Origin of the sequence: Paragemmobacter kunshanensis, from assembly GCF_011059185.1 — a bacterium.
GTDB lineage: Bacteria > Pseudomonadota > Alphaproteobacteria > Rhodobacterales > Rhodobacteraceae > Paragemmobacter > Paragemmobacter kunshanensis.
In genome coordinates this window covers 12,141-35,888 of sequence record NZ_JAALFE010000015.1, presented here as the reverse complement: position 1 = coordinate 35,888, position 23,748 = coordinate 12,141, and the positions used below count along the sequence as shown (strand labels likewise).

27 protein-coding genes are annotated in these 23,748 nt (G+C 66.1%); 14 read left to right on the top strand and 13 right to left on the bottom strand.

Features of this window, described 5'->3' with window-relative positions; genetic code table 11:
* Complete coding sequence (locus G5V65_RS14965) at window positions 1-168, bottom strand: hypothetical protein (protein WP_165051602.1); 168 nt, start codon at window positions 166-168, stop codon at window positions 1-3.
* 76 nt (window positions 169-244) lie between these two features.
* Complete coding sequence (mdh, locus tag G5V65_RS14960; RefSeq protein WP_165051600.1) at window positions 245-1,207, bottom strand: malate dehydrogenase; 963 nt, start codon at window positions 1,205-1,207, stop codon at window positions 245-247.
* A 173-nt stretch (window positions 1,208-1,380) separates the two neighbouring features.
* Between mdh and G5V65_RS14955 the strand changes: the two genes are divergently transcribed.
* From G5V65_RS14955 to G5V65_RS14900, 12 genes are all read left to right on the top strand, one after another.
* A complete protein-coding gene (locus tag G5V65_RS14955) occupies window positions 1,381-2,130 on the top strand; it encodes a sulfite exporter TauE/SafE family protein (protein WP_165051598.1) in 750 nt (249 codons plus the stop codon).
* Between the two features lie 91 nt (window positions 2,131-2,221).
* Window positions 2,222-3,085: an HpcH/HpaI aldolase/citrate lyase family protein gene (locus tag G5V65_RS14950; RefSeq protein ID WP_165051596.1), complete on the top strand. Its 864-nt coding sequence runs from the start codon at window positions 2,222-2,224 to the stop codon at window positions 3,083-3,085.
* A gap of 40 nt (window positions 3,086-3,125) precedes the next feature.
* Window positions 3,126-3,674 carry an NnrU family protein gene (locus tag G5V65_RS14945; protein WP_165051593.1) on the top strand — a complete coding sequence of 183 codons (549 nt, stop codon included), beginning with the start codon at window positions 3,126-3,128 and terminating at the stop codon, window positions 3,672-3,674.
* 15 nt (window positions 3,675-3,689) lie between these two features.
* Window positions 3,690-3,893 (top strand): DUF1737 domain-containing protein, encoded by a 204-nt coding sequence (locus tag G5V65_RS14940; RefSeq protein WP_165051591.1) that lies wholly within the window; start codon window positions 3,690-3,692, stop codon window positions 3,891-3,893.
* 35 nt (window positions 3,894-3,928) lie between these two features.
* Window positions 3,929-4,960, top strand: a complete 1,032-nt coding sequence (locus G5V65_RS14935) for a MaoC family dehydratase (protein ID WP_165051589.1) — start codon at window positions 3,929-3,931, stop codon at window positions 4,958-4,960.
* A 56-nt stretch (window positions 4,961-5,016) separates the two neighbouring features.
* Window positions 5,017-5,823: a DUF4344 domain-containing metallopeptidase gene (locus tag G5V65_RS14930; RefSeq protein WP_165051587.1), complete on the top strand. Its 807-nt coding sequence runs from the start codon at window positions 5,017-5,019 to the stop codon at window positions 5,821-5,823.
* Between the two features lie 195 nt (window positions 5,824-6,018).
* Window positions 6,019-6,402 carry a succinate dehydrogenase, cytochrome b556 subunit gene (sdhC, locus tag G5V65_RS14925; RefSeq protein WP_165051585.1) on the top strand — a complete coding sequence of 128 codons (384 nt, stop codon included), beginning with the start codon at window positions 6,019-6,021 and terminating at the stop codon, window positions 6,400-6,402.
* A gap of 14 nt (window positions 6,403-6,416) precedes the next feature.
* Window positions 6,417-6,788 (top strand): succinate dehydrogenase, hydrophobic membrane anchor protein, encoded by a 372-nt coding sequence (gene sdhD, locus G5V65_RS14920; protein WP_165051583.1) that lies wholly within the window; start codon window positions 6,417-6,419, stop codon window positions 6,786-6,788.
* Window positions 6,789-6,802: 14 nt separating this feature from the next.
* Window positions 6,803-8,605: a succinate dehydrogenase flavoprotein subunit gene (sdhA, locus tag G5V65_RS14915; RefSeq protein WP_165051581.1), complete on the top strand. Its 1,803-nt coding sequence runs from the start codon at window positions 6,803-6,805 to the stop codon at window positions 8,603-8,605.
* Window positions 8,605-9,045: a hypothetical protein gene (locus G5V65_RS14910; RefSeq protein WP_241250587.1), complete on the top strand. Its 441-nt coding sequence runs from the start codon at window positions 8,605-8,607 to the stop codon at window positions 9,043-9,045. Before sdhA ends, G5V65_RS14910 begins: the two co-directional genes overlap by 1 nt.
* Window positions 9,042-9,338 carry a hypothetical protein gene (locus tag G5V65_RS14905; RefSeq protein ID WP_241250586.1) on the top strand — a complete coding sequence of 99 codons (297 nt, stop codon included), beginning with the start codon at window positions 9,042-9,044 and terminating at the stop codon, window positions 9,336-9,338. The genes G5V65_RS14910 and G5V65_RS14905 overlap by 4 nt, the downstream gene beginning before the upstream one ends.
* Before the next feature lie 3 nt (window positions 9,339-9,341).
* Entirely contained in the window at window positions 9,342-10,118 is a 777-nt protein-coding gene (locus G5V65_RS14900) for a succinate dehydrogenase iron-sulfur subunit (protein WP_165051579.1), read from the top strand.
* 165 nt (window positions 10,119-10,283) lie between these two features.
* On the opposite strand, the gene G5V65_RS14895 is transcribed toward G5V65_RS14900, so the two are convergent.
* Window positions 10,284-11,588: a UDP-glucose dehydrogenase family protein gene (locus tag G5V65_RS14895; RefSeq protein ID WP_165051577.1), complete on the bottom strand. Its 1,305-nt coding sequence runs from the start codon at window positions 11,586-11,588 to the stop codon at window positions 10,284-10,286.
* Between the two features lie 130 nt (window positions 11,589-11,718).
* On the bottom strand, window positions 11,719-13,026 hold the full coding sequence (locus tag G5V65_RS14890) for a DUF2793 domain-containing protein (protein WP_165051575.1): 1,308 nt from the start codon (window positions 13,024-13,026) through the stop codon (window positions 11,719-11,721).
* Between the two features lie 16 nt (window positions 13,027-13,042).
* Here G5V65_RS14890 and G5V65_RS22720 point away from each other — a divergent pair, with 16 nt between their 5' ends.
* A complete protein-coding gene (locus tag G5V65_RS22720) occupies window positions 13,043-13,171 on the top strand; it encodes a hypothetical protein (RefSeq protein ID WP_277602961.1) in 129 nt (42 codons plus the stop codon).
* A 35-nt stretch (window positions 13,172-13,206) separates the two neighbouring features.
* A complete protein-coding gene (gene galE / locus G5V65_RS14885) occupies window positions 13,207-14,184 on the top strand; it encodes a UDP-glucose 4-epimerase GalE (protein ID WP_165051572.1) in 978 nt (325 codons plus the stop codon).
* A gap of 123 nt (window positions 14,185-14,307) precedes the next feature.
* Here the strand turns inward: galE and G5V65_RS14880 are convergent, their stop codons facing one another.
* The 9 genes from G5V65_RS14880 to G5V65_RS14840 form a co-directional block, all read right to left on the bottom strand.
* On the bottom strand, window positions 14,308-15,447 hold the full coding sequence (locus G5V65_RS14880; protein WP_165051570.1) for an iron-containing alcohol dehydrogenase: 1,140 nt from the start codon (window positions 15,445-15,447) through the stop codon (window positions 14,308-14,310).
* Window positions 15,448-15,578: 131 nt separating this feature from the next.
* A complete protein-coding gene (glpK, locus tag G5V65_RS14875; protein ID WP_165051568.1) occupies window positions 15,579-17,063 on the bottom strand; it encodes a glycerol kinase GlpK in 1,485 nt (494 codons plus the stop codon).
* A 148-nt stretch (window positions 17,064-17,211) separates the two neighbouring features.
* On the bottom strand, window positions 17,212-18,939 hold the full coding sequence (locus tag G5V65_RS14870) for an ABC transporter substrate-binding protein (protein ID WP_165051565.1): 1,728 nt from the start codon (window positions 18,937-18,939) through the stop codon (window positions 17,212-17,214).
* A 92-nt stretch (window positions 18,940-19,031) separates the two neighbouring features.
* Window positions 19,032-19,295 (bottom strand): DUF2160 domain-containing protein, encoded by a 264-nt coding sequence (locus G5V65_RS14865; protein WP_241250592.1) that lies wholly within the window; start codon window positions 19,293-19,295, stop codon window positions 19,032-19,034.
* Window positions 19,296-19,429: 134 nt separating this feature from the next.
* On the bottom strand, window positions 19,430-19,885 hold the full coding sequence (locus G5V65_RS14860; RefSeq protein WP_165051561.1) for a hypothetical protein: 456 nt from the start codon (window positions 19,883-19,885) through the stop codon (window positions 19,430-19,432).
* A gap of 2 nt (window positions 19,886-19,887) precedes the next feature.
* Window positions 19,888-20,691 carry a carbohydrate ABC transporter permease gene (locus G5V65_RS14855; protein WP_165051559.1) on the bottom strand — a complete coding sequence of 268 codons (804 nt, stop codon included), beginning with the start codon at window positions 20,689-20,691 and terminating at the stop codon, window positions 19,888-19,890.
* A 1-nt stretch (window position 20,692) separates the two neighbouring features.
* The gene (locus G5V65_RS14850) at window positions 20,693-21,565 is read right to left on the bottom strand and encodes a carbohydrate ABC transporter permease (protein ID WP_165051557.1); all 873 of its coding nucleotides are present in this window, start codon (window positions 21,563-21,565) and stop codon (window positions 20,693-20,695) included.
* A complete protein-coding gene (locus tag G5V65_RS14845; protein WP_165051554.1) occupies window positions 21,565-22,647 on the bottom strand; it encodes an ABC transporter ATP-binding protein in 1,083 nt (360 codons plus the stop codon). Before G5V65_RS14845 ends, G5V65_RS14850 begins: the two co-directional genes overlap by 1 nt.
* A gap of 4 nt (window positions 22,648-22,651) precedes the next feature.
* Entirely contained in the window at window positions 22,652-23,740 is a 1,089-nt protein-coding gene (locus G5V65_RS14840) for an ABC transporter ATP-binding protein (protein WP_165051552.1), read from the bottom strand.
* Between the last annotated feature and the right edge of the window lie 8 nt (window positions 23,741-23,748).

Here is a 23,748-nt window from a genome sequence, read left to right as displayed (position 1 = left end):
TCAATCCTTGGACTTGCGCGCCTCGGCTGCGGCCTTCATGCGGGCCAGCAGTTCGGCCTTTTTCTTCGCCGCTGCATCATCGCCCTTGGGCGCGCCGCGGCGGGGTTGGTCGAGCGGGTGGTGGCTGTCCTTGGCCATCTTGGGGTTGCCGTTCTTGCCGTAGTCCATCGTCGGGGCCTTTCAGGGAAAGAAGAAGGGGCGTCCCGTGGCGGGACGCCCCTGCTGGTTAACACGGGTTTGGCGATCAGGCCAGCGACGGGTCAATGCCCTTGCAGGCGGCGACGAGGCCCTTCACGGCGTCGATGGACTTGTCCATCATCGCCTGTTCGGCGGCGTTCAGCTTGATGTCCACGACGCGTTCGATCCCGCCCGCGCCGATGATGGTGGGAACGCCCACATACATGCCGTCAAGCCCATAGGCGCCCTTCACATAGGCCGCGCAGGGCAGGAGGCGCTTTTGATCCTTGAGGAAGGCTTCGGCCATTTCGATGGCCGATGTGGCCGGGGCGTAGAAGGCGGAGCCGGTTTTCAGGAGGCCCACGATTTCCGCCCCGCCGTCACGGGTGCGCTGGACGATGGCGTCGAGACGTTCCTGCGTGGTCCAGCCCATCTGGACCAGATCGGGAAGCGGGATGCCTGCGACGGTGGAGTAGCGGGTCAGCGGGACCATCGTGTCGCCGTGGCCGCCGAGGACGAAGGCCGTCACGTCGCGCATGGAGACGTTGAACTCGACGGAGAGGAAGTGGCGGAAGCGCGCGGAGTCCAGCACGCCGGCCATGCCCACCACCATGTTGTGGGGCAGGCCGGAGAACTCGCGCAGCGCCCAGACCATCGCATCAAGCGGGTTGGTGATGCAGATGACGAAGGCCTTCGGGGCATGGGCCTTGATGCCTTCGCCGACCGACTTCATCACCTTGAGGTTGATGCCCAGAAGATCGTCGCGCGACATGCCGGGCTTGCGCGGCACGCCAGCGGTGACGATGCAGACATCGGCGCCCGCGATATCGGCATAGTCATTGGTGCCCTTCATCACGGCATCGAAGCCTTCCGACGGGCCGGACTGCGCGATGTCCAGCGACTTGCCCTGCGGGGTGCCTTCGGCGATGTCGAAAAGCACCACATCGCCGAGTTCCTTGATGGCGGCGAGATGGGCGAGCGTGCCGCCGATCTGGCCGGCGCCGATGAGGGCGATCTTGGGTCGTGCCATGGTCCGGATCCTCCGTCTGAGATGAGTCGGGTGGTTTGCTACGCCCCAAAGCGCCGTCTGGCAAGCGTTGTGAACCGGGTATTGTATACAATGGCATGCGGCAAATGCGGCAGGGAGCGGTGGTGGCGGGGCATTGTTTGCGCTAAAGGCGGCGTGGGGCAGAGGGGGCGGCGATGGACGGGCTGGCATTCTGGGCGGCGGCGGTGGCGGCGGCGGTCGTTGTGGGCGCGGGCAAGGGCGGGATCCCGGTGGTGGGGATGCTGGGCGTGCCGGTGCTGGCGCTGGCGATCAACCCGGTGACGGCGGCGGGCCTGCTGCTGCCGGTCTATGTGGTGTCGGACATGTTCGGGCTGTGGGCCTATCGGCGGGATTACGACGGCCGGGTGCTGGCGATCCTGCTGCCGGGGGCGGTGGCGGGGATCGCGCTGGGCTGGGCCACGGCGAGCCTGGTGTCCGAGGCGGTGGTGACGGCGATGATCGGGCTGATCGGGCTGGTCTTCGCGCTGAACCTGATCCTGCGACCCAGGCCGGATGCCGCGCCGAAGCGGGCCGAGGTTGCGCCGGGCCTGTTCTGGGGGGCGGTGACGGGGTTCACCAGTTTCGTGAGCCATTCGGGCGCGCCGCCCTATCAGGTGTATACGCTGCCCCTGAAGATGACGAAGACGGTCTTTGCGGGGACGTCCACCATCGCCTTTGCGGTGATCAATGCGGTGAAGCTGATCCCCTATTGGGCGCTGGGCCAGTTTTCGCCCGAGAACCTGCATGTGGCGGTGCTGCTGATGCCGGTGGCGGCGGCTGCGGTCTTTGCCGGGGTGCGGCTGGTGCGGGTGCTGCCCGAGGCGCTGTTCTTCAAGGCGGTGACCTGGGCGCTGCTGGCGATATCGCTGAAGCTGATCTGGGACGGGCTGGGAGGGGTGACGTGAGGGCGTTTGCTGCGATGCGGCATTTTTGGGCTTGCCGAAACTTTTGAAATCGTGCCTTTGGGCGAAAGAATCTTTCGCGAGGACGACTCAGATGACGCGACCTTTCCGTTCGGTGCTGTATATCCCGGGTTCGAAGGCGCGGGCGCTGGAGAAGGCGCGCGAGCTGGCGGCGGATGCGATCATCTTCGATCTGGAGGATGCCGTCGCCCCGGATGAGAAGGCGGCGGCGCGCGAGACGCTGGCGCGGTTCCTGGAGGAAGTGGATTACGCGCCGCGCTACCGGATCGTGCGGATCAACGGGTTCGACACGGAATGGGGGCGGGCGGATGCGGCGGCCTTTGCCGGGCATGCGGGCGCGGATGCGGTGCTGGTGCCCAAGGTGAACGGGCCGGCCGATCTGGATGCCGTGGCGGCGGTGGCGGGGGCAAAGCCGCTTTGGGCGATGATGGAGACGGCGGCGGGGATGCTGAATGCGGCGGCGATTGCCGGGCATGGGCGGCTGGAGGGGATGGTCATGGGGACCAACGATCTGGCCAAGGAACTGGGCTGCCGGTTCCGGGCGGATCGCCTGCCGTTGCAGGCGGGGCTGGGGCTGTGCCTGCTGGCGGCGCGGGCCCATGGCCGTGTGATCGTGGACGGGGTCTATAACGCCTTCAAGGACGAGGCGGGGCTGGCCGCGGAATGCGCACAGGGGCGCGACATGGGATTTGACGGCAAGACGCTGATCCATCCGGCGCAGCTGGAGATCTGCAACGCGGCCTTTGCGCCGAGCGCGGAAGAGGTCGATCTGGCGCGGCGGCAGATCGCGGCCTTCAACGCGGCGCAGGCCGAGGGGCAGGGCGTGGCGGTGCTGGACGGGCGGATCGTGGAGAACCTGCATGTGGTGACGGCGCAGGCGGTGCTGGCCAAGGCCGCGGCGATTGACGCACAGCGAATTGCGGTCGGGGCCGATTGAGGGCAGGCTGCGCGGCGTCAATTGCCGGGAGGTGTGAGCGATGACCCTGTTGATCCTTGGTTTGGCGCTGTGGTGGGCGGCGCATCTGTTCAAGCGCGTGGCGCCGGAGGCGCGGGCGCGGATGGGCAATGCCGGGAAGGGCGTCGCGGCGGTGGCGATCCTTGCCTCGGTCGTGCTGATGTATTTCGGCTATGGCGCGGCGAAGGAGACGGCGGATGTCTGGTGGGGGCGCAACCCCGCGCTGGTGGGGATCAACAACCTGCTGATGGTCTTTGCCGTCTATCTTTATGCGGTGTCCGGCACGCGGGCCGCGCTGGCGCGGCGCATCCGGCATCCGCAATTGACGGCGGTGAAGGTCTGGGCGCTGGCGCATCTGCTGGTGAATGGCGATCTGCCGTCGGTCGTGCTGTTCGGCGGGCTGCTGGCCTGGGCCGTGGTTTCGGTGATCGTGATCAACCGGGCGCAAAGGGATTGGGTGCCGCCTGTGGCGAAGCCCGGGGCAGAGGTGAAGGCCATCCTGGGGACGGTGATCGTGACGGTCGTGATCATGCTGATCCACAACTGGCTGGGCTATCAGCCCTGGGGCTGATCGGGGGAGGCGGGCATGAAGCTTTATCGGTTCCTGTCGGAGGATGACACCTCGGCCTTCTGTCACAAGGTGACGGCGGCGTTGAACAAGGGGTGGGAACTGCATGGTTCCCCCAGCTATGCCTTCGACGCCGCGCGCGGTGTGATGCGCTGCGGGCAGGCGGTGGTGAAGGAAGTGCCGGGCGACTATAGCCCGGAGGTGAAACTGGGCGAGCAATAGGGGTGGCCTTCGGGCCACTTGCAGGAGAGACGGCGATGAAGACCAATCCGGGGCGGTTCTTCGAGGATTACCGCTTGGGCGAGACGATCACCCATGCCGTGCCGCGCACGGTTTCGGGCGGGGAGCGGGCGCTGTACCATGCGCTTTATCCGGCGCGCGGGGCGCTTTATTCATCGGATGAATTCGCGCGGGGCTGCGGGTTGCCTGCCGCGCCGGTGGATGACCTGATCGCCTTCCATGTGGTCTTTGGAAAGACCGTTCCCGATATCAGCCTGAACGCGGTGGCCAATCTGGGCTATGCCGAGGGGCGCTGGCTGGCCCCGGTCTGGCCCGGCGATACGCTGCGGTCGGAATCGACCGTGATCGGGCTGAAGGAGAATTCCAACGGCAAGTCGGGTGTCGTCTATGTGCGGACGAGGGGCATCAACCAGCGGGGCGAGGCGGTGCTGGACTATGTCCGCTGGGTGATGGTGAAGAAGGCGCGTCTGGACGCGCCCGCGCCCGAGGCGGTGGTGCCGGTGCTGTCGCCGGTGGTCGCGCCCGAGGCGCTGGTGGTGCCGGATGGCCTCGACTTTTCGCGCTATGATTTCGCGCTGGCGGGAGAGCGGCATCGCTGGGGGGATTACACGGTCGGCGAGAGGATCGACCATGTGGATGGGGTGACGGTGGAGGAAGCCGATCACCTGCTGGCGACGCGGCTGTGGCAGAACACCAGCAAGGTGCATTTCGACGTGACCCAGCGCGCGGATGGGCGGCGGTTGATCTATGGGGGCCATGTGATTTCGCTGGCGCGGGCGTTGAGTTTCAACGGGCTGGCCAATGCGCAGATGATCGTGGCGCTGAATGCGGGGGCGCATGCGAACCCCTGCTTTGCCGGGGATACGGTGCGGGCGTGGTCGGAAGTGCTGGACAAGGCCGAGACGGGGGCGCCCGGTGTGGGGGCCTTGCGGTTGCGGCTGGTGGCGGTGAAGGACGGGGCCGCGCCTTTCGCCCTGAAGGGCGAGGACGGGAAATACCTGCCCGAGGTTCTGCTGGATCTGGATTGCTGGGCGCTGGTGCCGATGTGATTTGTGATCACAAGATCGGGCTTGATCGGCGGATTTCTTTCGGCATGATATGGGCCATGTCGCGTGTGATCGGTGCCCTGCTTGTTTTCCTTTCGCTGGCCTTCGGGGCGGCGGCAGAGGGTCTTGGCTACAAGGGTCCGGCGGAGGGCGGGGCAGGCGAAGCGCTGGCCGGTGAGGAACTGGAGCTGACCGATGCGGAATGGCATGTCCGCGACGTGATGCTGGCGATCTTTTACCACGAACTGGGCCATGCGCTGATCGACGTGATGCAGTTGCCGGTTCTGGGGCTGGAAGAAGACGCGGCGGATGTGCTGTCGGTGGTGATGATCGACCGCATCTGGGATGCCGAATCCTCGGAAGCGAAGGTGGCAGCGGCGGCGAGTTTCTGGGCGGCGAGCGCGGTGGAATCGGCGCAGGCGGGCTATGAGCCCGCCTTCTGGGGCGTGCATTCGCCGGATGAGCGGCGCTATTTCACCTATCTTTGCCTGTATTACGGCGGCGCACCGGACGAGCGCGAGGCGCTGGCGATTGATTTCGGCCTGCCCGAGGATCGCGCCGCGACCTGCCCGGACGAATTCGATCTGGCCGCTGCCTCTTGGGGCGTGTTCCTGGATGAGCTGGAGGCGGCGGGGCCGGGGGAAAGCCTGGTCTGGCAGGGCGAGGCCGCGCCCGGGGATTTCGTTTCGGCGGCGATCCTGGAAGAGGTGGACTATCTGAATTCGATCTGGACCCTGCCGGAACCGGTGGGCGTGCAGGTGGCCGCCTGCGAAGAGGCGAATGCCTTCTATGACCCGGAGGCGAAGATGATCACCATGTGCAGCGAGATGGCGGCCTATATCGAATCCACCTATCCGGCTGAGTGACGGAAGCGTGATCACAAATTTTCCGGGCGTGATCACAAAGCGAAGTTTTTAGTCATTTTAGCGCCAACATGCTGCGCCTGCGGCATCGTAGAGCGTGACTTGCCGCTAAAATCCGCTATTCAAACACGTCATAAGCCAAGAACGCGCGCCCGCCGGTCCGACTGGACGGGCAAGCCAGCGACGAAGGGAACCGAGATGGCTGATGTGAAGCGGGTCGAACGGCCCCTTTCTCCGCACTTGCAGATTTATCGGTGGCAGTTGCCCATGCTGACGTCGATCCTGACGCGGATCACGGGGAACGGGCTGATCGTGGGGACGATGCTGGCGGTGTGGTGGCTGCTGTCGGCGGCGGTGTCGCCCGAATATTTCGCGGTGGCGGATGCGGTGGCGACGAGCTGGTTCGGCGATCTGGTCTTCACGCTGTCGGCCTGGGCGCTGTGGTATCACTATCTGGCTGGCATCCGGCACCTGATTTACGATGCGGGCCGCGGGCTGGACATCCCGACGGCGGAAAAGCTGGGCTGGGCCTGCATCATCGGATCGGTCGTGCTGACCGTCCTTACCATCGTCATCGTGTAAGGGGGGGGCGGAGGATGCGTTATCTGACCGACCGCAAGCGCGCCGTGGGCAAGGGCGCGGGGCATAGCGGGACCGAGCATCACTGGTACATGCAGGTGAGCGCGGTGGCGCTGGCCTTCCTGCTGCCCGTCTGGGTTTACATCTTCGGCAGCGCCCTGGGGCAGGGGCATGAGGCGGTGATGGCCACATTCGCGCGGCCATTTCCGGCGATCGTGACGGGGCTGGTGCTGTTCGTGTCGATGCGCCACTTCGCCAAGGGCGCGCAGATGATGATCGAGGATTATGCGCGGGGGCATACGAAGAAGGCCCTCGTGATCGCGGCGATTTCGCTTTCCTACGTGGTGATGGCGACGGGGTTCTATGCCCTTGTCCGCATCGCGCTTTGAGAACTGGGGCTGAGATGACGGCTTATCCGTATGAAGTGCATGACTATGACGTGGTCGTGGTGGGGGCGGGCGGCGCGGGTCTGCGCGCGACGCTGGGCATGGCGGAGCAGGGGCTGCGCACGGCCTGCGTGACGAAGGTTTTCCCGACGCGGAGCCATACGGTGGCGGCGCAGGGCGGCATTGCCGCCAGCCTTGGGAATATGGGGCCGGATTCGTGGCAGTGGCACATGTATGACACCGTGAAGGGGTCGGACTGGCTGGGCGACACGGATGCGATGGAGTATCTGGCGCGCGAGGCCCCGAAGGCGGTCTATGAGCTGGAGCATTACGGGGTGCCGTTTTCCCGGACGGAAGAGGGCAAGATCTATCAGCGCCCCTTTGGCGGGCATACGACGGAGTTCGGCGAGGGGCCGCCTGTGCAGCGCACCTGTGCGGCGGCGGACCGGACGGGGCATGCGATCCTGCACACACTTTATGGTCAGAGCCTGAAGAACAACGCGGAATTCTTCATCGAATATTTCGCGCTGGACCTGATCATCACGGATGGGGCCTGCACGGGCGTCGTGGCGTGGAAGCTGGATGATGGCACGATCCATGTCTTCAACGCGAAGATGGTGGTGCTGGCGACGGGCGGTTACGGGCGGGCCTATTTCAGCGCGACCTCTGCCCATACCTGCACCGGGGATGGCGGCGGGATGGTGGCGCGGGCTGGCCTGCCGCTGCAGGATATGGAATTCGTGCAGTTCCATCCGACCGGCATCTATGGCTCCGGCTGCCTGATTACCGAAGGCGCGCGGGGCGAGGGTGGCTATCTGACCAACGCCAATGGCGAGCGGTTCATGGAGCGCTATGCGCCGCATTACAAGGATCTGGCGCCGCGCGATTATGTCAGCCGCTGCATGACGCTGGAAATCCGCGAGGGGCGTGGGGTTGGTGCCAATGGCGACCATATCCATTTGCACCTGAACCACCTGCCGAAAGAGACGCTGGAGCTGCGGCTGCCGGGGATTTCGGAATCGGCGCGCATCTTTGCGGGCGTGGACCTGACGAAGGAGCCGATCCCGGTCCTGCCCACCGTGCATTACAACATGGGCGGGATTCCCACGAATTATTGGGGCGAGGTGTTGAACCCCACCGCCGATAACCCCGATGCGGTCTTCCCCGGTCTGATGGCCGTGGGCGAGGCGGGCTGTGCCTCGGTGCATGGGGCGAACCGGCTGGGGTCGAACAGTCTGATCGACCTTGTGGTGTTCGGGCGGGCTGCGGCGATCCGGGCGGGGCAGATCGTGGATCCGAAGGCCCCCGTCGCGCCGGTGAACCGGACGGAAGTGGACAAGGCGCTGACGCGGTTCGATGCGATGCGGCATGCCAATGGCGCGGTGCCGACGGCGGAGCTGCGGTTGGAGATGCAGAAGACCATGCAGTCCGACGCTGCCGTGTTCCGGGCCGAGGCGACGCTGGCCGAGGGCGAGCGGAAGATGACGGCGATTGCCGGGAAGATGGGCGATCTGAAGGTCACGGATCGGTCGTTGGTCTGGAACTCCGACCTTATGGAGACGCTGGAACTGGCGAACCTGATGCCGAATGCGCTGGCCACGATCTATGGCGCGCATGCGCGGACGGAGAGCCGGGGGGCGCATGCCCATGAGGATTACCCGAACCGCGACGATGCCAACTGGCGCAAGCATTCGCTGGCATGGGTCGAGGGGAACAAGGTCACGCTGGGCTATCGCGGCGTGCATGTGGACCCGCTGACCACGGAAGCGGAAGGCGGGATCAGCCTGAAGAAGATCGCGCCTGCGGAGCGGAAGTTCTGATGGGGAACGGGCTTGCATCGGCGGGGATGCGCCGCCCCGGTCGCGCCATGGCGCGGCGGGGCTGCGCGGCACTGCCGGGGCGTGGCAGGATGCAGGCATCGTCTGCAACCGGAGTTTTCCCCATGCGCGCCGCCCTGATGCTTGCCCTTGTGCCCCTGACCCTTGCCGCCTGTTCGCCGCAGGATATGGCCGACAAGATCGGCCGCCGCACGGCGGAAACCGTGGTGCGGCCCATTGTGGACAACCGCCTGACCGGGCCACAGGCCGATGCGGCGACGCGCTGCGTGGTGCAGAATGCCAGCGCCGCCGAGGTGCAGAGCCTTGCGCGGGATGTGGGTGTCTATGCAGGCACCTCGACCGAGGCTGTGGTCTGGGCGATCGTGGCGCGGAGCGAGACGCAATCCTGCCTCGCCGCCGCTGGCGTGGCGCTGGGGGCATGATGCGGGGGCTGTGGCTGATCCCGGTGGCGATGCTGGCGGCCTGCGGGCCGATCCCGGTGGACCGGGCGGAGCAGCAATGCCTTGACCGGGCGCGTCTGGCGGCAAAGCCGCGCGGGATGGTCAGCGTCGGGGCGACATCGAGTGGCGATGCGAAGGCGGGGCTGAAGCTGCAGATCTCGTCCGATTACATCATGGGGCGCGATCCTTCGGCGGTCTTCGACGCCTGTGTCTATCAGAAATCGGGCGAGCCGCCGACGCGGCCGCTTTATTCGTTCCCGGAATGGAGGGGATAGGAAATGGTTCAGTTCACGCTTCCCAAGAACAGCAAGGTCCGCACCGGCAAGACATGGCCGAAGCCTGCGGGGAAGAATGTGCGGAAGTTCCAGATCTATCGCTGGAACCCCGATGACGGGGAAAATCCGCGGGTGGATACCTATTTCGTGGATATGGATACCTGCGGGCCGATGGTTCTGGACGCGCTGATCAAGATCAAGAACGAGATCGACCCGACGCTGACCTTCCGCCGGTCCTGCCGCGAGGGGATCTGTGGGTCTTGCGCGATGAACATCGACGGGATCAATACGCTGGCCTGCATCTATGGGCTGGATGAGGTGAAGGGGGATGTGAAGATCTATCCCCTGCCGCATATGCCGGTGATCAAGGACCTGATCCCGGACCTGACGCATTTCTACGCCCAGCATGCGTCCATCATGCCCTGGCTGGAGACGAAGACGAACCGCCCGGCCAAGGAGTGGCGGCAGTCGATCGAGGATCGGAAGAAGCTGGACGGGCTTTATGAATGCGTGATGTGCGCGTCCTGCAGCACGTCCTGCCCGAGCTACTGGTGGAACAGCGACAAGTATCTGGGGCCTGCGGCGCTGCTGCATGCCTATCGCTGGATCATCGACAGCCGCGACGAGGCGACGCCGGAGCGGCTGGACCAGCTTGAGGATCCGTTCAAGCTGTATCGTTGCCACACGATCATGAACTGCGCCAAGACCTGCCCCAAGGGGCTGAACCCCGCCAAGGCGATTGCCGAGATCAAGAAGATGATGGTGGAGCGGGTGGTCTGATCCGCCCCTTGCACCCTGCCCTGGAAGGCCCGGACCCGGCGTCCGGGCTTTTTGCGTTGCAGCGGGGGGACGGTCGTCCCCCCGCACCCCCCTGTCCTTGCAGAGATGGGGCGCGGGGGGAGGGTTCGGGATTGGGCGCGCGCGCGCGCGCCCGGGCCTTTTGCCTTACCGCCCGACGCCCACATAGGTTTCGAAACCCGCCGCCAGCACGTCTTCGCGGTTGTAGATGTTGCGCAGGTCGGCCATGCGGGGGGTGTTCATCTTGCGCGCGAGTTTCGCCAGATCGAGCGCGCGGAATTCGTTCCATTCCGTCAGGATCACCAGCACATCGGCGGCCTGCGCGGCGTGATAGGCGTTTTCCACCCAGCGGACATGGGGGAGCAGCGCCTCGCCCTCGTGCTGGCCCTGGGGATCCATGACGCGGACCTTGGCCCCGGCCCCCACCAGCGCGGGCACGATGGTGAGCGAGGGCGCATCGCGCATGTCATCGGTATTGGGCTTGAAGGTGACGCCGAGGATGCCCACCGTCTTGCCGTTGATGCTGCCATCGAGAAGGTCGACGATCTTGTCGAGCATGCGCTGCTTGACCTGATCGTTCACCTTGATGACGGTTTCCACGATCTGCATGGGCACGGCATGTTCCTGCCCGATGCGGGCGAGCGCCTTGGTATCCTTGGGAAAGCACGATCCGCCATAGCCGGGGCCTGCATGGAGGAACTTGTTGCCGATCCGGCCATCGAGGCCGATGCCCTTTGAGACGGACTTGATATCCGCCCCCACGCGTTCGCAGAGTGCTGCGATTTCGTTGATGAAGGTGATCTTGGTCGCGAGGAAGGCGTTGGCGGCGTATTTGATCATCTCGGCTGACTCGAGGTCGGTGAAGACGATGGGAAAGTCGCGCAGGAAGAGCGGGCGGTAGATATCGGACATGACCTTCTTGGCGCGGTCATTCTCGATCCCCACCACCACGCGGTCGGGGCGCATGAAATCGTCGATGGCCGCGCCTTCGCGCAGGAATTCGGGGTTGGAGGCGATGTCGAAATCGGCATCGGGGCTGGAGGCGCGGACGGCCTCGGCCACCTTGCGGTTGGTGCCGACGGGGACGGTGGATTTGGTGACGATGACGGCATGGCCGGTGAGGGCGCGGCCGATTTCCTCGGCCGCGGCCATGACATAGCGCAGGTCGGCATGGCCGTCGCCGCGGCGCGTGGGCGTGCCCACGGCGATGAAGACGGCATCGGCCCCGGCCACCGCCTCGGCCAGATCGAGGGAGAAGGAGAGGCGGCCTGCGGCCACGTTCTTGGCCATCAGGTCCTGCAGGCCGGGTTCGAAGATCGGGATCTCGCCCGCGCGGAGGCGGTCGATCTTGGCGGGATCCTTGTCGACGCAGATCACGTCATGGCCGAAATCCGAGAAACACACCCCCGAGACGAGGCCGACATAGCCTGTCCCGATCATCGCAATCTTCATGACTCTTCACCCGTTGGCCGAACATCGGTCGCTGCTGCCTGTTTAGGGCAGGGCGATTCGCCCTGTCAAACGCCGCGGGTGATGCGGGTTGCCCCTGCCCCCTTGGGGGCAGGGGCGGGTGCGGGGGGTGTCAGGCCATGCGAAGCCAGATCGCGGGGACGTTGCCCCCCACGATTTCCGCGGCGGTGTAGCCCCAGGTGACCGGGCCGCCATCGGCGAAATCCACGAAGCGGCGCAGCGCCTTGCGCGCGGTGGTGGCTGGCAGGGTGCCGCCGTTCAGGTCGGGCGAGGCGGAACCGGGCCAGGCCGAGACCGTGGCATTGGCGGAATGGTGCAGGCCGAGCCAGACCGTCACCCCCTGCGGCAGCGTGAGGGTGAGGGCGGCGGTCTTTGCGCCCGTATCGGACAGGTCGATGAGGCCCGTCTGATGCAGCCGCGCCGCGGGCCGGCCCTGGGCATCGGCGGAATAGACCAGCAGGCGGGCCTGCGCGCCCGGCTGCGCCGTGGTGCAGTTGAGGAGGAGGGCATCGACGCCCAGATCGGCGCGCGGCAGGAAGGGAAAGATGTCGATCCGGTTCGCGGCACCCGCGACATTGACCGTGGCCGCCCCGCCCGTGCCGACGGTGGATTGCACCAGTTCGCCCGCGGGCGGGACCAGGCAGGGCACGCATTGCTGGCCGTCAAGGATCACGCTGCGCCCGCCCAGCCGGGCGCGCAGATGCGCGTCAGATCCGTGATGCCAGATCGTGCCATTGCCCGGGCTGGCCGGATCGGCGGCCAGGGGCGACAGGATGGCCGGGGCGGGAAAGCTGGTCTGGCCCGTGGCGGGATCGACGGAAAGCGCGGTGGTGAAGGTGGTGCCATTGGCGCTGACGCGGATGGCGAAGGCATCCGAGCCGGCAAGGCCCATCTCGGCGCGGCCGGAGAAGGCGGTCTGGAACAGCAGGCTGGCCGTCTGGGCCGGAGCGGCCTTGTTGATCTTGAGCTGATGACCCTGGCCCGCGTGATTGAAGAGCGTGGCGGGGGAGGCGACGGCAAGCCGGTTCACCGTATCCGCCGTGGCCGAAATGCCGAGCCGGGGCAGGGTTTCGGGCGTCTGGGCGGGCGCGACCCAGCCGGTGCCGTTGAAGGCAAGGGCGGTGTTTTCGGCCACGACCCAGAGTTGCCAGCCCGGACGCGGGGCGAGGAAGACCCAAGTCCCATCCCAGAAGGCGGCGATCCGGCCCTCTTGCCCTTGCCAGGCCCCGCTGGCGGGGGCGGCGACGAGGTGCCGGTCGCCTTCGGCGGGAAGCGGCGGGGGGGTAGTGCGGCTGCGATCCGCCACGGCAAGCTGCGTCAGCAGGTCGAGGAGGCGCAGCGCCTCGTTATGGGTGACGTGCTTCTGGGCCTGTGCGGGCTGAAGCAGGGGAAGGGAGAGGAGGGGGGTATCGTCCGGCATCGTGCAACCTTTGGCCATGGGTGATCACAGGGCAGGCTGGGGCGAAGGGATGAAGGCGGGGGAAACGCGCCGCACGGTGGCCGGGGCGGGGGGGCGCGCGGAAAAAGCGCGGGCGGGCCTTACCATCCGGGCCGCGCTTGGCTAGCATCCGGGCGGAAGATTGTGCGGGAGTGACGGGACGTGCCGGAACATGTGTTGGTGACGGGTGGGGCAGGGTATATCGGGGCGCATGCCTGCAAGGCGTTGGCACGGGCGGGCTATGTGCCGGTCTGTTTCGACAATCTCAGCACCGGTTGGGAAGCGGCGGTGAAGTTCGGGCCGCTGGAGCGGGGCGATCTGATGGACGCGGCCGCGATCAGGGCGGCGCTTGCGCGCTGGAAGCCGGTGGCGGTGATGCATTTTGCGGCGCTGTCGCTGGTGGGGGACTCCATGACCGATCCCGGGCGATACTGGCGGGTGAATGTGGGCGGCGCGCTGAACCTGATCGAGGCCTGTCTGGCGGAAGGGGTGGGGCGGTTCGTCTTTTCCTCCACCTGCGCGACCTATGGCGATCAGGATGGTGTCGTGCTGGACGAGGAGACGCCGCAGCGCCCGATCAATGCCTATGGCGCGTCGAAACTGGCGATCGAGCAGATGCTGGGGAATTTCGGGGCGAGCCATGGGCTGCAATCGGTGATCTTCCGCTATTTCAACGTGGCGGGGGCGGACCCGGAGGGCGAGGTGGGGGAAAGGCATGAGCCGGAGACGCATCTGATCCCCCTGATGCTGGATGCGGTGGAGGGCAAGCGCGCGGCGCTGACGGTGTTCGGGTCGGATTATGCGACGGCGGATGGCACCTGCCTGCGGGATTACGTGCATGTGACGGATCTGGCCGAGGCCCATGTGCGGGGATTGCGCTGGTTGCAGGACGGGCGGGGGAGCCGGGTCTTCTGCCTTGGGACGGGGACGGGCTATTCGGTGCGCGAGGTGATCGACCATGCGCGGGTGGTGACGAACCGCGCCGTGCCCATTGTCGAGGGCGCGCGGCGCGCGGGCGATGCGGCGGCGCTGGTCTGCGGATCGGCGCGGGCGCGCGAGGAGTTGGGCTGGGCGCCGGAGCGGGGACTGGACGCGATGATCCGCGATGCCTGGCGCTGGTCGCAGGGACGGGGTTTCTGAGAGGCGACCCCCTCCCCGACCCTCCCCCTGAAGAAGGGGGAGGGAGAGGGTGGTCCTGCAGGTGGCGAGCGTCGGGGTGCTGCCCCGGACCCCGGGGTATTTGGGCCGGGACGAAGGGGCGGGTCAGGCTGCGGAGCGCAGGGCGGCGGTGAGGTCTTGCGCGGTGAGCGGGACGGGGTTGCCCTTCATCGAGGAGGAGACGAGGGCGGCCTGGGCCGTTTCTTCGTGGAGTGAGGCAGGGAGACCCTGGGCGGTGAGGCCGGGCAGGCCGGAGGCGCGCGCCCAGCGGGCGAGGGTTTCGGGGGCGGTGTCCGGCGTGCCGCCGAAGGTTTGCGCGATGTGGTGGAAGACGGTGTCGAGGCGGCGGGCGGTTTCGCCCGTGGCCTGCGCGCGGTTGAGGCGGAGGATGGGGGCGAGGAGCGCGCCGCAGATCGCGCCATGGGGGGCGGGGGTGAGGCCGCCGATGACGCCGGCGAGGCCGTGGACGGCGCCGAGGCCTGCATTGGCGAGCGCGATGCCGCCCGTCAGGGAGGTGTGGGCGAGGGCGTCGCGGGCGTCGGGGTCTTCCGCTTCCATCAGGCGTTTGAGGGCCGCGAGGCCCCGCGGGATGGCGGGGGCGGTGAGGGCGTCGGTGAAGGGGGTGGCCTTGGACGAGACGTAGGGTTCGATGACCTGCGTGATGGCGTCGAGGCCGGAGGCGAGGGTGGTGGCGCGGGGGGTGTGGTCGGTCAGCGCCGGGTCGACGATGGCGAGGCGGGCGAGCATGCGGTCGTCGCGGAGGCTGACCTTGCGGCCGTGATCGGGGAGGCCGATGACGGCGTTCTTGGTCGCCTCGGCCCCTGTGCCTGCGGTGGTGGGGATGGCGATGAAGGGGAGGGGCGGGGCGGCGAGGGGGAGGCCTTTGCCCACGAGTTCCAGATGGTCGAGCGGGTGGGTGGAGGCGGGGATGAGGGCGGCGAGCGCCTTGCCGAGGTCGAGCGCCGCGCCGCCGCCGAGGGACGCGACCCAGAGGGGCGCGAAGGGGCGGGACCGGGCGAGGGCTGCGTCCAGCATCGGCAGGGTGGGTTCTGACGGGCAGGGGAGGGCGAGGGTTTCGATGCCTGCGGCGTGGAGGGCGTCGAGGAGCCATTGCGCGCGGGCGGCAGAGGCGCCGTGGATGATCAGGCCGCGCGGGCCGAAGGGGGCGAGGAGGGTGGGGGCCTTCTGCGCCTCGCCCCGGCCGAAGAGGATGCGCTGGGGCATGGCGATGGCGAAGGGGGGCATGGGGGGCTCCGGTTTCATTCTGGTGTGGACCCCCTCCCCGACCCTCCCCCAAAGGTGGGGGAGGGGGAAGGTGGCGGCGGGGTGGGCTGACTTCTCCCTCCCCCGCGGGCGGGGGAGGGTCGGGGAGGGGGTCAGACGGTCATGGTGGCGGCGACGGCGCGGCCCCAGCGGGCGTATTTCGCGTTGCGGGTGCGGTCGTCCATCGCCGGGGTGAAGCGGCGTTCCAGCGCCCATGATGTCTGGAATTCGTCGGGGGCGGGGCAGAGACCTGCCTTGAGGCCTGCGAGATAGGCGGCACCCAGCGCGGTGGTTTCCGTCACCACGGGGCGATCGACGGGCGCGCCGAGGATGTCGGAGAGGAATTGCATGGCCCAGTCCGACGCGGTCATCCCGCCGTCCACGCGCAGGATGCCGTCGGCGGCGGCGCCCCAGTCGGAGCGCATCGCCTCCAAGAGGTCGCGGGTCTGGTAGCCGACGCTTTCGAGGGCGGCCTTGGCGAGTTCGGCGGGGCCGGAATTGCGGGTCAGGCCATAAACCGCGCCGCGGCAGTCGGGGCGCCAATAGGGCGCGCCGAGGCCCGTGAAGGCGGGGACGAGGACGACGTCCTGCGACGGATCGGCAGAGGCGGCGAGGGGTTGGGTCTCCTTCGCCTCGCGGATGATCTTGAGCCCGTCGCGGAGCCATTGGACCACGGCCCCCGCGATGAAGATGGAGCCTTCGAGGGCATAGGTGGTGCGCCCGTCGAGCCGGTAGGCGATGGTGGTGAGCAGGCGGTTCTTCGACGGGACCATGTCGGCGCCGGTGTTCAGGAGCGCGAAGCAGCCCGTGCCGTAGGTGGATTTCATCATGCCGGGGGCAAAGCAGGCCTGTCCGACGGTGGCGGCCTGCTGGTCGCCCGCGACGCCGAGGATGGGGATGGCGCGACCGAAGAGGTCGGGGCGGGTGGTGCCGTAATCGGCGGCGCAGTCCTTCACCTCGGGCAGCAGCGACATGGGGATGTCGAGCAGCGCGCAGATGTCGGCGTCCCATTCGCCGCGCGCGATGTTGTAGATCAGCGTGCGGGCGGCGTTGGTGGCGTCGGTGGCGTGGACCTTGCCGCCCGTGAGTTTCCAGATGAGGAAGGTGTCCACGGTGCCGAAGGCCAGTTCGCCCTTGGCCGCGCGGGCGCGGGCGCCGGGGACGTGATCCAGCAGCCACTTGATCTTGGTGCCGGAGAAATAGGGGTCGAGCAGCAGGCCCGTGCGGGCGGTGATCATGGCTTCATGGCCCGCCGCCTTGAGCGCGGCGCAGGTGTCGGCGGTGCGGCGGTCCTGCCAGACGATGGCGCGGTGGATGGGCTCGCCGGTGGCGCGGTCCCAGATCAGGGTCGTTTCGCGCTGGTTGGTGATGCCGATGGCGGCGATGCTGTCGGCACCTATCCCTGCCTTTTCGATGGCGGCGCGGGCGGTGCCTGCGACGGTGGACCAGAGGTCCGACGGGTCATGTTCCACCCAGCCGGAGGCGGGGTAGTGCTGGGGGAATTCCTCTTGTGCGACTGCGCGGACCTTGAGGCCCGCGTCGAAGATGATGGCGCGGGAGGAGGTGGTGCCTTGGTCGATGGCGAGGATATGGGTCATGGGTTGTCCCCCTTGGTCCGTTTCTTCTTGCTGGCGGAGACACTCGCCCATGCGCAGGGAGCGGCGCAAGCGGGACGCGCGGTCCGCGGGGGAGTGGCTCGGCCAGAAAGAAGGGGCGGGCGTCCTTGGGGACGCCCGCCTTGATGGATCAGCCCTGCTGCCAGGACTTGATCAGCTCGTCATAGGAGATCGTTTCGCCTGCGGGCTTTTCGTTCTCCAGCTTGCCGACGGGCGAACCGGGTTCGTCGATCCAGACCTGCGGATCCTGCGGTTCGTTCATCTTCGGGCCGATGTCGCCCTGCACGCCGGCACGTTCCAGACGCTCCAGCACCTTTTCCTGCTCTTCGCAGAGGGCATCGAGCGCTTCCTGCGGGGTCTTGGCCCCCGACATGGCGTCGCCGATGTTCTGCCACCACAGCTGCGCCAGCTTCGGATAGTCCGGCACGTTGGTGCCGGTGGGCGACCACTGGACGCGGGCGGGCGAGCGGTAGAATTCCACCAGACCGCCGAGTTGCGGCGCGCGGTCGGTGAAGGACTGGTGCTGGATCGTGGATTCACGGATGAAGGTGAGGCCCACATGGGACTTCTTCACATCCACGGTCTTGGAGGTGACGAACTGCGCATAGAGCCATGCGGCCTGTGCGCGGTCGACGGGGGTGGACTTCATCAGCGTCCAGGAGCCGGCGTCCTGATAGCCGACCTTCATGCCCTCCTGCCAGTAGGCGCCATGCGGCGAGGGGGCCATGCGCCATTTCGGCGTGCCATCCTCGTTCATCACGGGGCCGGGCTTGACCATGTCGGCGGTGAAGGCAGTGTACCAGAACATCTGCTGGGCGATGTTGCCCTGTGCCGGGACGGGGCCTGCCTCGCCGAAGGTCATGCCCTGTGCTTCGGGCGGGGAGAAGCGCTGCAGCCAGTCGATGGCCTTGGTCACGGCATAGACGGCGGCGGCGTCGTTCGTGGCACCGCCACGGGCAACGCAGGAGCCGACGGGCTGCGAGTTCTCGTTCACGCGGATGCCCCATTCATCGACCGGAAGGCCGTTGGGTTCACCCACGTCGCCCATGCCGGCCATGGACATCCAGGCATCGGTGTAGCGCCAGCCCAGCGACGGGTCCTTCTTGCCGTAGTCCATGTTGCCATAGACGCCGGTGGCCGGGCCGCCCGCATAGGACATGTCGCGGCCGGTGAAGAATTCCGCGATATCCTCATAAGCCGACCAGTTCAGCGGGACGCCGAGATCGTAGCCATACTTGGCCTTGAAGTCGTCCTTGGTCTTCTGGTCGTTGAACCAGTCGTAGCGGAACCAGTAGAGGTTGGCGAATTGCTGGTCGGGCAGCTGGTAGACCTTGCCATCCGGGCCGGTGGTGAATTTCAGGCCGATGAAATCGGCCATGTCGATATTCGGGTTGGTGACGGCGGCACCTTCGCCGGCCATCCAGTCGGTCAGGTTGCGGGCCTGCTGGTAGCGCCAGTGGGTGCCGATCAGATCCGAGTCGTTGATATAGGCGTCATAGATGTTCTCGCCCGACTGCATCTGCGTCTGCAGCTTTTCCACCACATCGCCTTCGCCGATCAGGTCATGGGTGACCTTGATGCCGGTGATGGCGGTGAAGGCCGGGGCGAGGACCTTGGCTTCGTATTCATGGGTGGTGATGGTTTCCGACACCACCTTGATCTCCATCCCGGCGAAGGGGGCGGCGGCGTCGATGAACCACTGCATCTCGGCCTCTTGATCGGCGCGGGAGAGGGTGGAGAGATCGCCGATCTCCGCGTCGAGGAAGGCCTTGGCGGCCTCCATGTCGGCCCAGGCCGGGGCCGAGCCGAAGGCGATCAGCGCAAGCGCCATCGCGGTTGCTGTCTGTCTGAGTCTCATGCGTTTTCCTCCCAGAATGTGAGACGTCCTGTCTTCGTTCTGCCGGGGGAGAGGGGTCGCATCCGCCCCCCCCGGCGCTGTCATGCCTTGGATCAGACCCAGCGGAAGACCGCTGCGGCATAGATCAGGCAACCGATCAGCGCGCCCCAGAGGGGAGCGCCGAAGAAGAAGAGCCAGCCCACGCAGAGGAAGGCCGAGCCCAAGAGCGAGATGAAGAGCCGGTCGCCGCGCGTGGTTTCGATGCGAAGGACGCCGCGGCGCGGGGTTTCGGGAAAGCGGATCGCGAGTAGGGTGAAGAGGATCAGCAGGCAGGCGATCACGAAGAAGAAGAGGGCGACGGGGAAGGTCCAGGCCATCCAGCCGCCGGGGATGAGGGGGGCGAACCAGTCGATCCCGTCTTCCGTGCGGGGGACGGAGGCGATGAGCGCCGCGAGGATGGCGGCGAGGATGCCGCCCGTGACGAGGTAGATGGTGGTCCAGCGAGAGGCGGTCATGAATTCACCTTTTTTTTTACGCCTGCTTCCGCTTTGGCTTTTTCCCACTCTTCCTTAAGCAGGTCCCTTACTGCTCGCATGAAGGCCTTCTCTATTGATCGATACTCCGACTTCCTCTCGGCTGACGCTCTGAGTTCTTCAGAGAGCCTCATTATCTGCGCCTCTTTGCTACCATCAGGGTTCAGGTGCAGTTCAAGGCGTGCAATCAATCGATCGGCTGCTTCGATCTCTCCCGCCGTCGCTTCAAAATCTTGGCGGTTTAGTGCGGCAAGTTTCGTGGTTAACTCAACCGCAACTTCACGCAGTTCATCCAACCAAACGATTCTTTCCTTTGTGATCGCCTCTACAGCAATCGACCTGTAGGCAGCTCGGTTAGAAATAATTGCAGCGACAATACTGCTGCTCAAGATTGAAGCTATGGCGATCCCAACCCCCTCTGTGAGCCAATCCATGATCACACCCTTCCCAGGGCGAAGCCCTTGGCGATGTAGTTGCGGACGAAGTAGATCACGAGCGCGCCGGGGATGATGGTCAGCACCCCCGCGGCGGCCAACACGCCCCAGTCCATGCCCGAGGCGCTGACGGTGCGGGTCATGGTGGCGGCGATGGGTTTGGCGTTGACGGAGGTCAGCGTGCGCGAGAGCAGCAGTTCCACCCAGGAGAACATGAAGCAGAAGAAGGCCGCGACGCCGATGCCGCTTGCGATCAGGGGGGTGAAGATCTTGAGGAAGAAATGCCCGAAGGAATAGCCGTCGATATAGGCGGTCTCATCAATTTCCTTCGGAACCCCGCGCATGAAGCCTTCGAGGATCCAGACGGCGAGCGGCACGTTGAAGAGGCAGTGTGCCAGTGCCACGGCGATGTGGGTGTCGAAAAGGCCGACCGAGGAGTAGAGCTGGAAGAAGGGCAGGGCGAAGACGGCCGGAGGGGCCATGCGGTTCGTCAGCAGCCAGAAGAAGAGGTGCTTGTCGCCCATGAAGCTGTAGCGCGAGAAGGCGTAGGCGGCGGGCAGGGCCACGGTGATGGAGATCACCGTGTTCATCACCACATAGATGATCGAGTTCACATAGCCCATGTACCAGGACGGATCGGTGAGGATCACCGCGTAGTTGCGGAAGGTCAGGTCATTGGGGAAGAGGGTGAAGGTCGAGGTGATCTCGGTATTGGTTTTCAGGCTCATGTTCACGAGCCAGTAGATCGGGATCAGCAGGAACAAGAGGTAGAGCGTCATCACAAGGGCGGAGCCGCGCAGGCGCATGTTACTTGCCCTCCTCTTTGTCGAGATTGGTCATCACGGTGTAGAAGACCCAGGACACCAGCAGGATCACGAGGAAATACATGATCGAGAAGGCGGCGGCGGGGCCGAGGTCGAACTGGCCGATCGCCATCTTCACGAGGTCGATGGACAGGAAAGTGGTGGAATTGCCCGGCCCGCCGCCGGTGACGACGAAGGGTTCGGTATAGATCATGAAGCTGTCCATGAAGCGCAGAAGGACCGCGATCAGCAGGACACCCGCCATCTTGGGCAGTTCGATGTAGCGGAAGACGGCCCAGCGGCTGGCCTGATCCACGCGGGCGGCCTGATAATAGGCGTTGGGGATGGATTGCAGGCCTGCGTAGCACAGAAGCGCAACGAGGCTGGTCCAGTGCCAGACATCCATGACGATGACGGTGATCCAGGCGTCAAGCGGATCGTTGGTGTAGTTGTAGTCGATGCCCAGTTCCGCGAGGTAATGGCCCAGGAGGCCGATATCGACGCGGCCGAAGATCTGCCAGATGGTGCCGACGACGTTGAAGGGAATGAGCAACGGCAGCGCCATGAGGACGAGGCAGACCGAGGCCCAGAAGCCCTTTTTCGGCATGTTGAGCGCGATGTAGATGCCCAGAGGCACCTCGATCGCGAGGATGATGGCGGAGAAGAGGATCTGGCGGCCAAGCGCTTCGTGCAGGCGGTCGGAGGTGACCATTTCCTCGAACCATTCCAGCCCGGCCCAGAAGAACTGATTGTCGCCGAAGGTGTCGTTGACCGAGTAGTTGACGACCGTCATCAGCGGGATGATGGCCGAGAAGGCGACGATCACGAGGACCGGAAGGACAAGGAACCACGCCTTGTTGTTCTGGGTCTTGTCCATCAGACGGCCCCCCCGATCGGTGCGACGCGCCAGTCGTCGGCATAGACGTTGATGCGGTCCGGCGTGAAGCGGACATGGGTCAGGGACGCGCCGACGGCCATGCCTTCGGGCGCGATCACGTTGACCGTGCTGCCCGCGACATCGCCCCGGATGATGCGGTGGCGGCCCACATCCTCGACCCGTTTGATGGTGATGGGCAGGCCGTCACCTTCGGTCAGGACGCAGTATTCGGGGCGGATTCCGATCTGGGTGCGACCCGAAATTGGCCCGTAGGCCGCACCCAGCGGGACGGCGGCGCCTTGCAGCTGCGCGGTGCCGCCCCGTATTTCGGCGGGCAGAAGGTTCATGCCCGGCGAGCCGATGAAATAGCCCACGAAGGTATGGGCGGGGGTTTCGAAGAGTTCTTCGGGCGTGCCCATCTGCACGACGCGGCCGTCATACATGACGACGACCTTGTCGGCGAATGTCAGCGCCTCGGTCTGGTCATGGGTGACGTAGATCATCGTATGGCCGAATTCGCGGTGCAGCTGTTTCAGCTGCGTGCGGAGTTCCCATTTCATGTGGGGGTCGATGACGGTCAGCGGTTCGTCGAAGAGGATCGCGTTGACGTCTTCGCGCACCATGCCGCGACCGAGGGAGATCTTCTGTTTGGCGTCGGCGGTGAGGCCGCGCGCCTTGCGGTCGAGGATGTGGTCCATGCCGATCATGGCGGCGATCTGGGTGACGCGGGCCTTGATGTAGGCGGCGTCCATGCCCCGGTTGCGCAGCGGGAAGGCGAGGTTTTCGCGCACGGTCATGGTGTCGTAGACGACCGGGAACTGGAAGACCTGCGCGATGTTCCTTTCCGCCGTTTCGGCGTCGGTCACGTCGCGGTCGCCGAAGAGGACGCGGCCTTGGCTTGGGCGCAGGAGGCCGGAGATGATGTTGAGGAGCGTGGTCTTGCCACAGCCGGAGGAGCCGAGCAGCGCATAGGCGCCGCCGTCGTCCCAGACGTGGTCCATCTCCTTCAGCGCGAAGTCCTGTTCGCCGCGCGGGTTGGCGTGGTAGCTGTGGGCGAGGTTCTTGAGGGTGATCTGGGACATGGGATCAGGCCGCCGCCGCATAGGCCGCGGGCGCGGCAAGGCGTCCTTCGGCGTCGAAGATGTAGACATGGGTGGGGTCGAGCCAGACGCTGACCTCGGACCCCGGTGCCAGGTCGTGGACCCCGTGGACGAGGCCGACCCAGCGGTCGGTGCCATGCGTCAGGTGGAGGAAGGTCTCGGAGCCCGTGATTTCCGTGACGCCGAGGGTGCAGCGGAATTCCACGGCCTGCCCGGAATGGGTGTTCAGGTGCAGGTGGTTGGCGCGGAAGCCTGCGGTGTAGCGGCCATCCGGCAGTGACGCGAAGGCGCCGTCTGCGGGGGCGTTGGCGTTGCCGCCGAAGTTGATGCGGTGGCCTTGCTTGAAGCAGGAGACGAAGTTCATCGGCGGATCGGAGAACACGCGCGCGGTCGTGGCGTCGGCGGGTTGGCGGTAGACGGTGGGGGTGGGGCCGAATTGGGTGACGCGGCCTTCCCACAGCGTGGCGGTGTTGCCGCCGAGGAGGAGGGCTTCCTCCGGTTCGGTGGTGGCGTAGACGAAGATCGCGCCGGATTCTTCGAAGATGCGGGGGATTTCGGCGCGGAGTTCTTCGCGGAGCTTGTAGTCGAGGTTTGCCAGCGGTTCGTCGAGCAGGACGAGGCCCGCGCCCTTGACCAGCGCGCGGGCGAGTGCGCAGCGTTGTTGCTGGCCGCCGGAAAGTTCCAGCGGTTTGCGGTCGAGCATGGGGGTGAGTTTCAGCATTTCCGCCGTTTCGCGGACGGCGCGGTCGATCGCGGCGCGGTCCTTGCCCATCAGGCGCATGGGCGAGGCGATGTTTTCATAGACGGTCAGGCCGGGGTAGTTGATGAACTGCTGATAGACCATCGCGACCTTGCGGTCCTGCACGCGGACGCCCGTCACGTCGGTGCCGTGCCAGAGGATGCGGCCCGTGGTGGGGGCATCCAGCCCCGCCATCAGGCGCATCAGCGAGGTCTTGCCCGACAGCGTGGGGCCGAGGAGGACGTTCATCGTCCCCTTTTCCAGCGTCAGCGTCGTGGGGGCGATATGCACCTGCCCCTTCACGACACGGCTGACGGCTTGTAGTTCAAGCGCCATAGGTCCCC